Below are 15645 nucleotides of genomic sequence, written 5' to 3'. Positions count from 1 at the left end.
CCGCGCCGCCGGCGCCATTGACCTTCCCCTGACCCGGGCCCATGATGAGGAGCCCGGACCGAGGAGCTCGTCATGGTCGCTCTGACCAACGTCATCACCCTTGCCATCGACCGTGCCCGAGAGGCCGCGGACGGCCATTTCACGCACCACCTGGTGCGCACCGGACCGTTGCAGCAGACGGTGATCGCACTGCGCGAGGGGGTGCGCTTCAAGGAGCATGAGTCGGAGGTGCCGGGAACGCTCTACATCCTGCGCGGGGCGATCCGCGTCGATGCCGCCGAACCGTTCGTGCTCCAGAGCGGCACGCTCCATGAGATGCCGCCCCATCGCCGGTCCTTCGAGGCGATCCAGGACACCGTCATGCTCCTGACCGCGGTGCCCGGGCCGACCTCTGTCGAGGGCGAGGACATCGTCTACGTGCTGCCGCCGGCCTGATCGGTGCGCCGCGGCGCCTCACGGGTGCGTCCCGACCTCCATCAGCTCCTGCGCGCACTCCTCGAGATCCCGGGGTTCGACCCCGTCGAGCATGTGGAGGGCGAAGTCGGTGCTGAGGCGTTCGAAGAAGAGGGTGCCGCGCACCGAGTTGCCGTGCAGGTCCAGCTGCGGGGCGTAGCTGGCCACGCCGAAGCGGGAGGGCAGGGCCGCGATGATCCCGCCGCCCACGCCGGACTTCGCGGGCAGGCCCACGTCGCTGACCCAGTCGCCGGCGTTGTCGTACATCCCGCAGGTGAGCATCACCGAGAGCACCTGGCGGGCGGCGACCCGGGAGAAGACCACCTCGCCGGTGAGCGGGTTGGTGCCGCCCGAGGCCAGGGTCGCGGCCATCACGGCGAGATCGGTGACGGAGGTGAGCACCGCACAGCCCTCGATGTAGCCGCCCACCACCTCGGTGGCGTCCTCCGTCATGGAGCCGGCGGCGCGGAGCATGTAGGCCAGCGCCAGGTTGCGGTCCGCGCTCTTGAGCTCCTCCTGCCAGGTCTCGCGATGCGGCTCCAGCGGTCTGCCGGCGGCGGCGTCGAGCACCGCGCGCAGGCGCTGCGTGCGCTCGGCCTTGGTGGTGCCGAGCATCGCGTGGGTGCGGATCGCACCGATGTTGACCAGCGGGTTCTTCGGCTTCTTGGTGACCGGGTCGAGGCTGAGGGCGTTGAACTCCTCCCCCGAGGGCTCCTCGTCCACGATGGTGTCGACGTAGTCCATGCCGTGCAGGTCGATCGCGGCCCCGTAGGCGAAGGCCTTCGAGATCGACTGCATCGGGAACTCGTGGGCGCTGCCGGCCCCGGTGATCTCCCCGTCGATGTCGCAGATCGCGACCCCGAGATGGTCCTCCTGCGCACCGGAGAGGAAGGAGAGGTCGGGGATGTCGCCCTGGGTGTCCACATCCCCGGTGATCCCGCGATCGGGGAGCACTGCGTCGGGGTCGGGCGGCTCGGCGGCCGTCGCGGTGGACAGGGCGGTGGTGAGTCGGTCGAGGTACGTGGTCAGTGCGCTGGTCACGTCCCGACGGTACAGGCCGCAGACCCCTCTCCCTGCCGGGATACCGTGGGGCATGACCGTTCCGCCGCTGCTGGACACCGATGTCGTCGCCCGGCACACCCTCGCCCACGACGCCTCCCACTACTTGCTGCTGCCCGAGGCGGTGACCGCCCCGGCCGACGAGGCCGAGGTGGTGGCGCTGCTGCGGCAGGCGACGCTGGACCGTCGGCCGCTGACCTTCCGCTCCGGCGGAACGAGCCTGTCCGGGCAGGCGCAGTCGGACTCGGTGCTGGCCGATGTGCGCCGCCACTTCCGCCGGATCGAGGTGCTCGACGCGGGCGAGCGCGTACGGGTGGGTCCCGGGGCGACGCTGCGGCAGGTCAATGCGCACCTGCTGCGGCACAGGCGGCGCCTCGGCCCGGATCCGGCCTCCGAGATCGCGTGCACGATCGGCGGGGTGATCGCGAACAACTCCTCCGGCATGGCGGCGGGGGTCGCCGAGAACTCGTATCGCACGCTCGAGTCGCTGCGGTTCGTGCTGCCCTCCGGGACCGTCGTGGACACCTCTGCACCGGATGCGGATGCCCGCCTGCGCGAGGCCGAGCCCACGCTCCACGAGGGGCTGCTGCGACTGGTCCGGCGGGTGCGGGACGATGCGGCGGCGACCCGCATCATCCGGGAGCGCTTCGCGCTGAAGAACACCATGGGCTACGGCATCAACGCGCTGCTGGACTTCGAGACCCCGGCCGAGGTGCTCGCCCACCTGGTGGTCGGCTCCGAGGGCACGCTCGCTTTCGTCTCCTCCGCCGTCTTCCGCACCGTCCCGATCCAGAAGCACATCGCCACCGGCCTGCTGGTGCTGTCCTCCCTCACCGCTGCGACCGCCGCCCTGCCCGAGGTGGTGGGGGCAGGGTTCGCGACCGCGGAGCTGATGGACGCCCGCTCGCTGATCGTCGCGCAGTCCCTCACCGGCGCCCCGCAGGAGATCCTCGGGCTCGCGGTCCAGGGCCACGCGGCGCTGCTGGTCGAGCATCGGGCCGACGAGGGCGAGGTGCTCGCCCAGAAGTCGGCCGACGCCTCCTCCCTCGCCGCCTCGCTCGACCTCGCCGCCCCCTTCGACATGACCACCGAGGCGTCCCGTCGCACCGCGATGTGGACCACCCGCAAGGGGCTGTACGCGGCGATCGCCGGGGCGCGACCGGCAGGATCCACCGCGCTGCTCGAGGACGTCGCGGTGCCGGTGCCGGAGCTCGAGGCGACCTGCCAGGGGCTGCAGGGCCTGTTCGACCGGCACGGCTACGACGAGTCGGTGATCTTCGGGCACGCGAAGGACGGCAACATCCACTTCCTGCTGAACGAGCATCTCGGGGGCGGCGGGGACCGGCTCGAGGCCTTCACCGAGGACATGGTCTCCCTGGTGCTGGGCCACGGCGGGAACCTCAAGGCCGAGCACGGCACGGGGCGGATGATGGCACCGTTCGTCCAGCGGCAGTACGGGTCGGAGCTGTACGGCGTGATGCGGGAGATCAAGGCGCTGGTGGATCCGGCCGGGATCCTGAATCCGGGGGTGGTGCTCACCGATGATCCCTCCGCGCATATGCGCGATCTGAAGCCGGTGATCGCCATCGAGGAGGAGGCGGATCGCTGCGTGGAGTGCGGCTACTGCGAACCGGTATGCCCCTCGAAGGATCTCACCCTGACCCCGCGCCAGCGGATCGTGCTGCGCCGCGATGCGAACCTCGCCGAGCAGCGCGGCGACCTCGCCACGGCGCGCGCCATCCGGGAGGCGTACGAGTACGAGGGGCTGCAGACCTGCGCGGTCGACGGGATGTGCGTGACCGCCTGCCCCGTCGACATCGACACCGGTGACCTGGTGCGACGACTGCGGGCCGAGGAGGCGACCGCCGCCCCGAATGCGGCGTGGTCGGCGGCGGCCGGGAGCTGGGATCTGCTGACCCGGGGGGCATCGGCCGCGATGGGTGCGGCGGGGGCGGTGCCGGCGGTGCTGCCACGCGCCGCGACCGACGTGGGCCGGGCCCTGCTGGGCGCAGAAGCGGTGCCGCAGTACCGGCCCGAGCTGCCGCGCCGGGGAGGAGCGGTGCGGCTCGCCGGCGGGCGGGGGCGAGCCTCGGCCGACGTCACCGCCGTGTACCTGCCGGCCTGCGTGCACACCATGTTCGGGGCCGCCGAGGAGCCGCGCCGGACGGGCAGTGGCGGGTGCGGGGAGAGCTGCGGGTGCGGGTCCTCGGCGGACTCCGCTGCCACGACCTCCGCCGGCGCGCCCGCCGCGCTGAACCTGCTGGCCCAGCGCGCCGGGATGCGGCTCGCGGTGCCCGACGACGCCGCCTCGCTGTGCTGCGGGACCCCGTTCTCCTCCAAGGGCATGACCGCGGCGAAGGAGCGGATGCGCGAGAAGGTGCGCACCGCGCTCCTGGCGGCGAGCGATGGTGGGCGGCTGCCCGTGGTCATCGATGCCGCCAGCTGCACCGAGGGGATCCTCGAGACGATGGCGGGCACCGGGGTCGAGGTGGTCGATGCGATCAGCTTCGTGCGCCGGCATGTGCTGGACCGGCTCGAGATCCGCGAGCGCGCCGGATCCGTCACCGTGCATCCCACCTGTTCGACCACGCACCTCGGGGCGACGGGCGACCTGGTGGCGATCGCCGAGGCCTGCGCCGCGGAGGTCGTGGTGCCGGTGGACTGGGGATGCTGCGGCTATGCGGGCGACCGCGGGATGCTGCATCCCGAGCTGACCGCCTCGGCCACCGCCGCCGAGGCCGCCGAGGTGGCCCAGCGGGAGACGGACTGGTACGTCAGCGCCAACCGCACCTGCGAGCTGGGGATGCAGGCCGCGACCGGGAAGACGTATCGCCACGTGCTCGAGCTGCTGGCGGCGGTGGCCGGGTGAGCCGTGCGGAACCAGTCATGACCCGCCGGTAGTCTTCTCCGCGGCCCGCGCCGGATGACTGCCGAGGAGGCGATGCCCATGCTGGGCGGACACCACGCGATCAGCGGCACCGCCGCCTGGATGGCCCTGGCCGGCTCGACCACCGTCCTGGGCCATTCGGCAGGGTTGGACCTGTGGGACCTGAGCTCGGCGCAGGTGATCGCCGGGGCCGTGGTCGCCACGGGCGGCGCCCTGCTGCCGGACGTCGACCATCCGAGCGCCACGATCTCCCGCTCCGGAGGTCTGCTCACGAAGGGCCTCACCCGGGCGGTCTCGCGCGCCGCGGGGCATCGCGGAGCGACCCACACGCTGCTGGCCGTGGTGGTCTTCACCGGGCTCGCGGCGTTCGTGAACGGGCTCGACTGGCAGGTCGAGGTGCCCGTGCTCGGCGAGATCGAAGCGGGTGCCGCACTGCTGGTCACCGTGATGTGCGCCCTCGGGGCCCGGGCGCTGAAGGTGGTCGAAGGTCTGCTGCTGCCGTGGACGGTGGGGCTCGGGGCGGGACTGCTGGTCGCCGTCGTCGCCCCGGACACCTCCTTCTGGCTGCCGGCCGCGGTGGCAGTGGGGGCGCTGGCCCATCTCATCGGCGACCTCCTCACGACCGACGGGATCCCCTTCCCCACCTGGCCTCTCGTCGCGAAGCCCGCGAAGCGGCTGGCCTCGCCGCTGTGGCAACGCAGCGGGGACATCGCCCTGCCGCTGCTGGGCGATGCCGGCAGCGCCCGCGAGTGGCTGCTGTGCACGGTGCTCGCCGGCTTCGCCGCCACGACCGTCGGCGCGACGGTCGCCGGCGCCCCCGGGATGCTGGCGGTCTGAGGCTCTCAGGTCGGCGAGCACCGAGCTCTCCGCCTGACCCGGGCGCTCGTCCGCAGCGCTCCCCGAGTCGAGGCATCCCGTCGACTGAAAGTTCTTGCAGGTTTCTCCCTCCCGCTTGAGCATGCACGCTGCGCCGCCTACGGTGGAGGTGGCGGAGGTCGCAGAGACGCGGTCAACGTCACGCAAGAAGTTGCAGGATGGTCGACCCTCGTCGCCCCCTGCGCGCCCTCCCCCGTCGGCCGCCGCCGATGCCTGTGCTCGGACAGAGGAGTCCCCGCATGCCGGTCGTCCCGCTCGCCCGCCCCGCCCGATCCCGTACCGCCTCGTGCGCCATCGCGCTGTTCAGCTCGCTGCTGGTGGCGTCGGCGACGATCCTGAGCAGCGCACCGCTGGTGCATGCCCTGGCTCCCGATCAGCCGGTGCTCACCGGTTCGCTCCAGGACGAGCTGGGCTGCGCGGCGGACTGGGACCCGGCGTGCGAGGCCACCGCGCTCGCGCTCACCGACACGGCAGGCATCTGGGAGTCGACCTTCGAGGTCCCCGCCGGGCAGTTCGAGGTCAAGGCCGCGGTCGGCGGCAGCTGGGATACGGCCTACGGCCTGGACGGCGGCGCGGACAACATCCCGCTGGCCGTCGCCGCTCCCACCGACGTGACCTTCCGCTTCGACGAGTCGACCTCGCGGCTGTCCGTCGCGCTCGCGGACCAGGGCGGGGAGTACACCGAGGCGGACGCCGAGCTGGCGGACGCCCCCTACCGCCACCCTGGCGGCGGCGAGATCTTCTACTTCGTGCTCACCGACCGGTTCGCCAACGGCGACCCCGGCAACGACACCGGCGGCATCGAGGGCGACCGGCTCGACCACGGCTTCGACCCCACCGGCAAGGGCTTCTACCAAGGCGGGGACATCGCGGGCCTGCACTCGAAGCTGGACTACATCGAGGGCCTGGGGATGACCTCGATCTGGTTGACCCCCTCCTTCACGAACAACCCCGTGCAGGGGGAGGGCGAGGGCGCGAGCGCCGGCTACCACGGCTACTGGGTCACCGACTTCACCACCATCGACCCGCACCTGGGCACCAACGCGGAGCTCAAGGCCCTCATCGACGACGCCCACTCGCGCGGCATCAAGGTCTACTTCGACATCATCACCAACCACACCGCGGATCTCATCGACTACGAGGAGGGCCAGTACGGCTACGTGGATCAGGCCGCTTCCCCATACCTGGACGCGGACGGCGACCCCGTGGACATCACCGCGCTGGCGCAGTCCCCCGACTTCCCGGCGATGGATCCGGCCACCTCGTTCCCGTACAGCCCGGTGCGCCCCGCGGAGCAGCCGCGGATGGTCCCCGAGGCGCTGAACGACGTGACGATGTACCACAACCGCGGCAACTCGACCTGGCAGGGCGAGTCGGTGACCTTCGGCGACTTCGACGGCCTGGACGACCTCATGACCGAGGACCCGCGGGTGCTGGCGACGATGGAGGACATCTACACCACCTGGATGGACTTCGGCATCGACGGGTTCCGCATCGACACCGCCAAGCACGTCGACTTCGCGTTCTGGCAGTCCTTCACCGACACCCTGGTCCAGCACCAGGGCGCGACCCCGGCGGGCGAGCAGTTCTTCACCTTCGGCGAGGTCTACGACGCCGACGCCACGAAGCTCTCCCCCTACGTGCGCGAGACCGAGATGGACTCGGTGCTCGACTTCGCCTACCAGTCCTCCGCGACGAACTGGGCCAAGGGCTTCACCGCCGCCGGGATGTCCGGCCTGTTCGCGGCCGACGACTACTACACGACCGCGGACTCCTCCGCCGCGGACCTGCCCACCTTCGTGGGCAACCACGACATGGGCCGGGTGGCGAACCTGCTCTCGGGCTCCGATCGTCTCGCCGAGCGCACCGCCTTCGCGCACGAGACCATGCTGCTCACCCGCGGCCAGCCGGTGATCTACTACGGCGACGAGCAGGGCTTCGTGGGCGACGGCAACGACAAGGACGCCCGCCAGTCGATGTTCCCCAGCCAGGTGCCGTCCTACCTCGACGACCCCCTCATCGACGGCACCCCCTACGGCGACGGCGCGCACTTCGCCACCGACGCCCAGCTGTACCCGATGATCAGCGAGCTCGCCCAGCTCCGCTCCGGTACGCCAGCGCTCTCCACTGGGGCGCAGATCGAGCTGCACGCCGCGGACGGCGCCGGCGTCTACGCCTTCTCCCGCGTGGACCGCACCGAGAAGATCGAGCACCTGGTGGCGCTGAACAATGCCCCCGAGGCCCGCACGGTCACCCTGACCGCCCTCACCCCCGGTGCCACGTTCACCACGCTGTACGGCGATCACGCCGCGGTGACCGCTGGGGCGGACGGCTCGCTCGAGCTCACCGTGCCCTCCCTCGGCGCCGTGGTGCTGGTGGCCGACGCCCCCGTCGCCGCCGCCGGGGACGCGCAGAGCATCAGCCTGGACCTGGCCGATGGGGGGAAGGTCGAGGGCCTCGCCCCGATCAGCGCACAGGTCGCCGCGGACCGCTGGGCGGAGACCTCCTTCAGCTACCGCCTCGCGGGTGAGGTCGCCTGGAGGGAGCTCGGCACTGCGGAGGACGACACCCCGCGCGTCTTCCACGACGTCGCCGCCCTGCCGGCCGGCACCCTGATCGAGTACCGCGCCGTCTCCACCGACGCGACCGGGAACCGGGTCGCCGACTCCACCACCGCCGTCGTCGGCGCTGATCTCTCCGCCGCCGGCTCGGGCGGCGAGGACTCCGGCGCGATCGGCGCCGAGTCCGTGACCGTGCCCGGTTCGCACAACGCCGCGATGGGCTGCGCGGGCGACTGGATGCCCGACTGCGAGGCCGCTCAGCTCACCCTCGATACGGTCTCCGGGACGTACACCGGCAGCTTCGACCTGCCCGCCGGCGACTATGAGTACAAGGTCGCCATCGGCGGCAGCTGGGACGAGAACTACGGCGCCGGCGGCGTGCCCGGCGGTGGCAACATCGCCTACCACCACGACGGCGGGCCGCTCACCTTCTGGTACGACCCCGTCACCCACATCGTCCAGAACTCCAGCCAGGCCCCGCTGATCACCCTGCCCGGGTCGTTCAACGCGGCGCTGGGCTGCCCCGAGGACTGGATGCCCTCCTGCCTGACCACCTGGATGCAGGACGGCGACGGCGACGGCACGTTCACCTTCACCACCGACGCGATCCCCGGCGGGTCCCACGAGCTGAAGGTCGCCCACGGAGGATCCTGGGGCGAGAACTACGGCGTGGACGGAGCCCGTGACGGCGCGAACCTCTCCTTCTCCACGCAGGACGGCGAACTGGTGACCTTCTCCTACGACCTGAGCACGCACCTGCTGAGCATCGAGGCGGCCTCGCCGCAGCTCGAGGGCATCGGCAGGCAGCTCGGTCACTTCGTGGACGCCGACACCATCGCCTGGCCCACGAACCTCGTCACCGACGGCGCACAGACCCGCTGGGAGCTGATCACGGCGCCCGAGGGCGGGATCGAGGTGGCCGACGGAGTCATCGCCGGCGGCACCGGCCTCGGCGAGCTGACCCGGCGTGATGGGGCGCTGGACGCGGCCGAGCTCGAGGGCCGCGCGCATCTGAAGGACTTCCTCGCGCTCGATCTGCCGGAGCTGGACCGCTCGGTGCTGGTGGAGGCGCTGCGCGGCCAGCTGGTCGTGGTCCAGCACGGCCCGGACGGCCTCGAGGTGCTCACCGGGCTGCAGATCGCCGGGGTGCTCGACGCCCTCTACGCTGAGGGGGCCTCCGCCCAGGACCTCGGCGTGAGCTGGGACGGCGCCGTGCCGATCCTGTCGCTGTGGGCGCCGACCGCGAAGAGCGTGAACCTGCAGCTGCACGGCCCGGCCGTGGACGCCGCAGGGAGCACCGCCGCCCCGACCGAGGTCGCGATGGAGCGCAGCGAGGACGGCGTCTGGACCGCCGTCGGCAGCGAGGACTGGACCGACCAGGCCTACACCTACGCGGTCGAGGTCTACGTGCCCGAGCTCGGCGAGGTGGTCACCAACACCGTCACCGACCCGTACTCCGTGGGCCTGACCCTGAACTCCCAGCATTCGGTGGTGCTGGACCTCCGCGATCCGCGCTGGGCGCCCGAGGTCTGGACCGACACCCCCGCCCCCGTGGTCGAGCAGTTCGCCGACCAGACGATCTACGAGCTGCACCTGCGGGACTTCTCCGCCGGGGACGTGGCGCTGCCCGAGTCCCTGCGCGGCAGCTACGCCGCCCTCGGCCACCCCGAGTCGACCGGTTCGGCGCGTCTGGCCGAGCTCGCCGAGGCGGGCATGACCACGGTGCACCTGCTGCCCACCTTCGACATCGCCACCATCGAGGAGGACCGCGCGCTGCAGGCCGTGCCGGAGATCCCGGCGGACGCCGGACCGGCCTCGACCGCGCAGCAGGCGGCGGTCGCCGCCGTCGCGGACCAGGACGCCTACAACTGGGGCTACGACCCGCTGCACTACATGGCCCCGGAGGGCTCCTACGCGACCGGCGGCCACCAGGTGGGCGGCGAGCGCACCGCGGAGTTCCGCGCCATGGTGGGCGAGCTGCACGGCATGGGCCTCCAAGTGGTGCTCGACCAGGTGTACAACCACACCGCCGCCCACGGCCAGGCCGAGAGTTCCGTGCTCGATCGCATCGTGCCCGGCTACTACCAGCGGCTGAACCTCGCCGGCGCGGTGGAGAACTCCACCTGCTGCTCGAACATCGCCACCGAGAACGCGATGGGCCAGAAGCTCATGGTCGACTCCACCGTGATGTGGGCCCGCCAGTACCACGTGGACGGCTTCCGCTTCGACCTGATGGGCCACCACTCGGTGGAGAACATGCTGGCCGTGCGCGAGGCGCTGAATGCGCTCACCCTCGAGGCCGACGGGGTGGACGGAAAGAGCATCTACCTCTACGGCGAGGGCTGGAACTTCGGCGAGGTCGCGGACGATGCCCGCTTCACGCAGGCCACGCAGGGCCAGCTGGGCGGCACCTCGATCGGCACCTTCAACGACCGCCTGCGCGATGCGGTGCACGGCGGCAGCCCCTTCGACGTCGACAAGCGGACCCACCAGGGCTTCGGCAATGGGCTCGCCACGATGCCCAACGGCGTCTCCACCGCGAGCGCGCAGGAGCAGCTGGACGACCTGCGCCACCGCACGGACCTGATCCGGATCGGGATGGCCGGCAACCTCGCCGACTACGAGCTGCGGAGCTCCTCCGGTGAGGTGCTGCGCGGCGACCAGCTGGACTACAACGGCGCCCCGGCCGGATACGCCACCCAGCCGGCGGAGAACGTGAACTACGTCGACGCGCACGACAACGAGGCGCTGTGGGACATGAACGTGTGGAAGCTCCCCCAGGACGCCCCGATGGACGTGCGGGTGCGGATGAACACCCTCTCCCTCGCCACCGTGACGCTGGGCCAGTCGCCCTCGTTCTGGGCCGGCGGCACGGACCTGCTGCGCTCGAAGTCGCTGGACCGCGACAGCTATGACTCCGGCGATCACTTCAACACCATCGACTGGACGGGCCAGACCAACGGCTTCGGCAACGGCCTGCCCCCGGAGGGCAAGAACGGTGAGGCCTGGGATCTGATGGTGCCGATGCTCGAGGATCCCGCGAAGACCCCCACCCCGCAGGACATCGCCCTGAGCAGCGAGGTCACCCTGGACCTGCTGCGGATGCGTTCCTCCTCCCCGCTGTTCACGCTCGGCGAGGCCGCGCTCATCAAGGAGAAGGTCACCTTCCCCAACGCCGGCCCCGACGCGACCGCCGGACTGCTCGTGATGCGGGTGGACGACACCGCGGGCGAGGTGGACGTCGATCCGGAGCTGGACGGCCTGGTCACGGTGTTCAACGCCTCCGACGAGCCGATCACCGAGGCGATCGACGGCATGGCGGGTCTGGAGTACCAGCTGCACGAGGTCCAGGCGAACGGGGCCGACGAGATCGTCAAGGGCGCGAGCTGGGATACGGCGAGCGGCACCGTGACGATCCCGGCGCACACCGTGGCGGTGTTCGTGGATCCGCAGGCCGGGGCCGAGGGCCCGGGCGACGGGGACGGCGGGAGCGACGGGAAGCGGACCGGCCCGCCGGCGCATGCCGGCACGACCGGCCGTCCGGACCACGCCGGCGAGCAGGGCCCACCCGCTCACTCGAACGGGAAGGGCACGCGCGGCGGCGACGGCGCAGGCACGGGGCGCGACGAGGGTGAGGGCTGAGCGGCTGGACCGGGCCGCCACGGCCCTGCGCCCCGCGCGGCGCAGCCGGCGGACGGCCACGCCCCTCAGCGCAGCACGGAGCTCAGCAGCAGGCTGGTCTCGCTGTTGACGACCCCGTCGATCGAGCGGAGCCGGCGCAGCACGTCGTCGAAGGCCGGCAGGTCCGGGCAGGCGATCTCGGCGACCAGGTCCCAGCCGCCGTTGGTGGTGTGCAGGGACTGGATCTCGGGAAAGCCGCGCAGGTGGACGATGACGCGGTCGGTGCTGCGGCCCTCGACCTCGATGAACGAGGTGGCGCGCACGGTCGAGGCCTCGGCGTAGTCCCGCACCCGCACGGTGAAGCCGACGATCACCCCGGCGGCGGTGAGCTTGTCGATCCGGCTGGTGATCGTCGCTCGGGACACCCCCAGCCGGGCGGCGAGGGTCGCGATCGGGGCACGGCCGTCATTGCGCAGGGCGGCGAGCAGTCGTTCGTCGAGGTCTGTCAGGCGCTCCATGCGCATGATGGTAATACTCGCTGTGCAAAGCGCGTACGGACTAGACAGAACTTCAGCATTTCCGCCATTTCGCCTGCCATCTGCGAACTCTAGGCTGGAAGCACCAGCGCCGGCGCTCCCCGTCCGGCCCCGCACCCAGGAGGCGAGACGATGACCCAGCTGCTCGATGTCGCGAACATGGCCCGGTGGATCCGGCGGGACGGCGCGGAGAAGATCCTGGTGCGGATGACCGAGTACCTGGAGGCGGACTTCCGCCGCTGGGAGAAGTTCGACAAGACCCCGCGGATCGCCAGTCATACCCCGCTCGGCGTGATCGAGCTGATGCCCACCTCGGACGGCGAGCTGTACTCCTTCAAGTACGTCAACGGCCACCCCTCGAACCCGGCCCGCGGCTTCCAGACCGTCACCGCCTTCGGGGTGCTCGCCGATGTCGACAACGGCTACCCGACGTTCCTGGCGGAGATGACGCTGCTGACCGCGCTGCGCACCGCCGCGGCCTCTGCGATGGCCGCGAAGGTGCTGGCTCGCCCCGATTCCCGCACCCTCGCCCTGATCGGCGCCGGGTCGCAGTCCGAGTTCCAGGCGATGGCGTTCCGCGGGGTGCTGGGCATCGAGGAGCTGCGGGTCTTCGACATCGACCCCGCCGCGATCGATAAGGTGCGCCGGAACCTCGAGCCGCTCGGCTTCCGGGTCCACGCCGCGACCTCGGTCGACGATGCGGTCGACGGCGCCGACATCATCACCACCTGCACCGCGGACAAGGCCGAGAACACGATCCTGGACGTCTCCCAGGTGCGGCCCGGCGTGCACCTGAACGCGATCGGCGGGGACTGCCCGGGCAAGACCGAGCTGGACGCCCGGATCCTGGAGCAGGCCGGCGTGTTCGTCGAGTTCACGCCGCAGACCCGCGTCGAGGGCGAGATCCAGCAGATGGCCCCGGACTTCCCCGTCACCGAGCTGTGGGAAGTGCTCACCGGCGCCGCCGCAGGGCGCACCGGCTCGGAGCAGATCACCCTGTTCGACTCCGTCGGCTTCGCGATCTCCGACTTCGCCGCGCTGCGCTGCGCCCGGGATGCCACCGCCGGCAGCGCCCTGCAGGACGAGGTGGACCTGGTGGCCCAGCCCGACGACCCCAAGGACCTGTTCTCCCTGGTCGACGTCCTGGCACCGGTGAACTGAGATGACCGGGCAGGCGCCGTCGCACGTCGTCCTCGTCCGCCCCCACCACTTCCGGCCGAACCCGCTGACCGCGGCCGACAACGCCTTCCAGCATCTCCTGGACGCCCCCGCCGAGGAGATCGCACGACGGGCGGCAGCGGAGGTGACGGGACTGGCCGAGGTGCTGGACGCTGCCGGGGTGGGGGTCACCGTCGTCGACGACGAGGGCACCGCGACCCCCGACAGCGTGTTCCCCAACAACTGGCTGTCCACGCACGCCGACGGCACCCTCGCCGTCTACCCGATGTACGCCGTGAACCGTCGGACGGAGCGACGCGATGACGTCGTCGAGCACCTCCGCGAGCACTTCGCCGTGCACCGGGTGCTCGACTACTCGGGCGCCGAGCAGGAGGACCGGTTCCTCGAGGGCACCGGAGCGATGGTGCTGGACCATGTCGCGCGCATCGCCTACGCCTGCCGTTCCCGTCGAGCGGATCCGGACCTGTTCAGGACGGCATGCGCCGACCTCGGGTACGAGCCGGTGCTGTTCGAAGCCTCCGACGCGGCCGGGGTGCCGGTCTACCACACGAACGTGCTGATGAGCGTGGGGACCGAGGTCGCGCTGGTGGGTGCGGAGATGATCCGGGATCCCGCCCGACGGGGCCGCGTGCTGGACGCGCTGCGGGGCAGCGGCCGAGAGGTCGTGGAGCTCTCCGAGGCCCAGGTGCACGGCTTCCTCGGCAACTGCCTCGAGGTGCACGGCGGCGCGGGCCGGATCCTGGTGATGTCGGCCCGCGCCGCCGCGCAGCTCACCACCGACCAGCGGCGTCAGATCGAGCGCTCCTGCCGGATCCTCACCGCGCCGGTGCCCACGATCGAGGCGGCCGGAGGCTCGGTGCGCTGCATGCTCGCCGGGATCCACCTGCCTCTGCGGCAGGCGGAGGGATCGACCCGGGTGCCCGGCTCGAGCTCGCTCCCCCGCACCACGGCGGCGTCGGCCGCGGTGTAGAGGTGCGCCGCGGTGCCGTTGCTCCGCTGGGGAGCACGGGGTACGGTCAGCTCAGTTGTGACACGAGCGACGACGAGGTGGATCGTGAGCACTGCACGCCCTTGGGCACCGGCCCCTCTGAGCACGTCCGGATGACCGCCACCCGCTGGTCACCGACGGATTCTGCCTACCAGGCGCGGCTGTTGCGCGCCCATGAGGACCTGCGGGCGAACACCGAGCTGCGTGGCGGGCGGGAGCTGGTCCGCCCACCGGTGCTCGCCTCCTGGCGCCGCTCGCTCGCCGCTCTGCCCGCCGGCGCGCTCCGCACCGGTGAAGCGCTCGACGGAGAGGGACTGGCCGCCGCCCGGCAGGCGCACCTCTTCTCCGCCGTGCTGCCGCTGCTGCGCTCCCGGCTGATCGATCCGGCCGTCGAGGCCGGACTGATGGTCGCCCTCGGCGATGCGACGGGGCGGCTGCTGTGGGTCGAGGGCCGGCCCCCGCTGCTCTCCCGCGCAGACGACATGGGCTTCGCGCCCGGGGCCGACTGGTCCGAGTCCGCCATGGGCACCTCCGCCCCTGCTCTCGCCCTGACCACCGCCTCCTCGATGCAGGTGGTCGGGGCCGAGCACTTCCACGAGGCCGTGCACCCCTGGAGCTGCAGCGCGGTCCCGGTGCTGCACCCGCACACCCGCGAGACCCTCGGGGTCCTGGACGTCACCGGCAGCACCGAGGCGGTCTCCCCGCTGGTGCTGCCGCTGCTGGAGGCCACCGCCCGAGCGGTGCAGGAGGAGCTGCGCTCACGCCTGCCCGTCGGCGCCGCGGAGCCGGCCCGCACCCACACCTCTCGGCCGCGGATCCTGCCCCGCTCCCCCGCCGGCCCGGCGGAGCTGCTGCTGACCGGACGCCGCGCCCCGCTGCTGCGCCAGGGCTGCCGCAGCCTCGAGCTGAGCGGCCGCCACGCCGAGCTGCTCACCCTGCTGCACCTGCGCCCGGGCGGCATCAGCGGCGCCGAGCTGGCCGAGCAGCTGCACGGGAGCATCGCCGCCGAGGGCACGGTGCGCGCCGAGATGGTGCGGCTGCGCACGATGCTCTCCGCCGTCCCCGGCCTCGAGATCGCTTCGCGTCCGTACCGTCTGCTGGGGCCGGTCGACAGCGATCTGCAGCGCGCCCGGGCCGCTCTCGAGCGCGGTGACGTGGAGGCCGCCCTGGAGCACTGGAGCGGGGACCTGCTGCCCGCCTCGGAGGCCCCGGCGATCCGTCGGTGGGACCGACAGCTGGGCGACCACCTTCGCGAGCTGCTGCTGGAGGTGGGCACCGCCGCCCAGCTGTGGCGCTTTGCGCAGCGGCCCGAGGCGGAGGCGGACCTGGAGCTGCTGCTGGCGATCCTCGAGCTCGCCCCCGCGAACGCCCCGGAGCGCTCAGCCGTCGTGGCCCGGGCCCGGGCGCTGCGCGGCGAGAGCGGCTGACCCCGCCCGCACCCGCGCAACGTTCATGCAACGTGACGTGGATTACAGTGCTGGGCAT

At 71.9% G+C, this 15645-nt stretch carries 9 protein-coding genes; 7 read left to right on the top strand and 2 right to left on the bottom strand.

Annotated features, from left to right (window positions below; all coding sequences use genetic code 11):
* Positions 1–72 precede the first annotated feature (72 nt).
* Positions 73–435 carry a cupin domain-containing protein gene (locus ACHUEU_RS06235; protein ID WP_394215045.1) on the top strand — a complete coding sequence of 121 codons (363 nt, stop codon included), beginning with the start codon at positions 73–75 and terminating at the stop codon, positions 433–435.
* A gap of 18 nt (positions 436–453) precedes the next feature.
* On the opposite strand, the gene glsA is transcribed toward ACHUEU_RS06235, so the two are convergent.
* Positions 454–1494 carry a glutaminase A gene (gene glsA / locus ACHUEU_RS06230; protein WP_394215044.1) on the bottom strand — a complete coding sequence of 347 codons (1041 nt, stop codon included), beginning with the start codon at positions 1492–1494 and terminating at the stop codon, positions 454–456.
* A 52-nt stretch (positions 1495–1546) separates the two neighbouring features.
* On the opposite strand from glsA, the gene ACHUEU_RS06225 reads away from it, so the two are divergent.
* From ACHUEU_RS06225 to pulA, 3 genes are all read left to right on the top strand, one after another.
* Positions 1547–4381, top strand: a complete 2835-nt coding sequence (locus ACHUEU_RS06225) for an FAD-binding and (Fe-S)-binding domain-containing protein (protein ID WP_394215043.1) — start codon at positions 1547–1549, stop codon at positions 4379–4381.
* A 72-nt stretch (positions 4382–4453) separates the two neighbouring features.
* On the top strand, positions 4454–5236 hold the full coding sequence (locus tag ACHUEU_RS06220) for a metal-dependent hydrolase (RefSeq protein WP_394215042.1): 783 nt from the start codon (positions 4454–4456) through the stop codon (positions 5234–5236).
* A gap of 278 nt (positions 5237–5514) precedes the next feature.
* Positions 5515–11478 carry a pullulanase-type alpha-1,6-glucosidase gene (gene pulA, locus ACHUEU_RS06215; protein WP_394215041.1) on the top strand — a complete coding sequence of 1988 codons (5964 nt, stop codon included), beginning with the start codon at positions 5515–5517 and terminating at the stop codon, positions 11476–11478.
* 65 nt (positions 11479–11543) lie between these two features.
* On the opposite strand, the gene ACHUEU_RS06210 is transcribed toward pulA, so the two are convergent.
* Entirely contained in the window at positions 11544–11975 is a 432-nt protein-coding gene (locus tag ACHUEU_RS06210; RefSeq protein ID WP_394215040.1) for an Lrp/AsnC family transcriptional regulator, read from the bottom strand.
* A 150-nt stretch (positions 11976–12125) separates the two neighbouring features.
* Here ACHUEU_RS06210 and ACHUEU_RS06205 point away from each other — a divergent pair, with 150 nt between their 5' ends.
* From ACHUEU_RS06205 to ACHUEU_RS06195, 3 genes are all read left to right on the top strand, one after another.
* Complete coding sequence (locus tag ACHUEU_RS06205) at positions 12126–13154, top strand: ornithine cyclodeaminase (protein ID WP_394215039.1); 1029 nt, start codon at positions 12126–12128, stop codon at positions 13152–13154.
* A 1-nt stretch (position 13155) separates the two neighbouring features.
* Positions 13156–14142 carry a citrulline utilization hydrolase CtlX gene (gene ctlX, locus ACHUEU_RS06200; protein WP_394215038.1) on the top strand — a complete coding sequence of 329 codons (987 nt, stop codon included), beginning with the start codon at positions 13156–13158 and terminating at the stop codon, positions 14140–14142.
* Between the two features lie 131 nt (positions 14143–14273).
* Positions 14274–15587: a transcriptional regulator gene (locus ACHUEU_RS06195; protein WP_394215037.1), complete on the top strand. Its 1314-nt coding sequence runs from the start codon at positions 14274–14276 to the stop codon at positions 15585–15587.
* Positions 15588–15645: the final 58 nt, after the last annotated feature.

The sequence above is a fragment of the Brachybacterium vulturis genome, assembly GCF_043641765.1.
Classification (GTDB): domain Bacteria; phylum Actinomycetota; class Actinomycetes; order Actinomycetales; family Dermabacteraceae; genus Brachybacterium; species Brachybacterium vulturis_A.
Note: the sequence above shows the minus strand (reverse complement) of the source record. Positions and strands in the feature narration are given on the sequence as shown.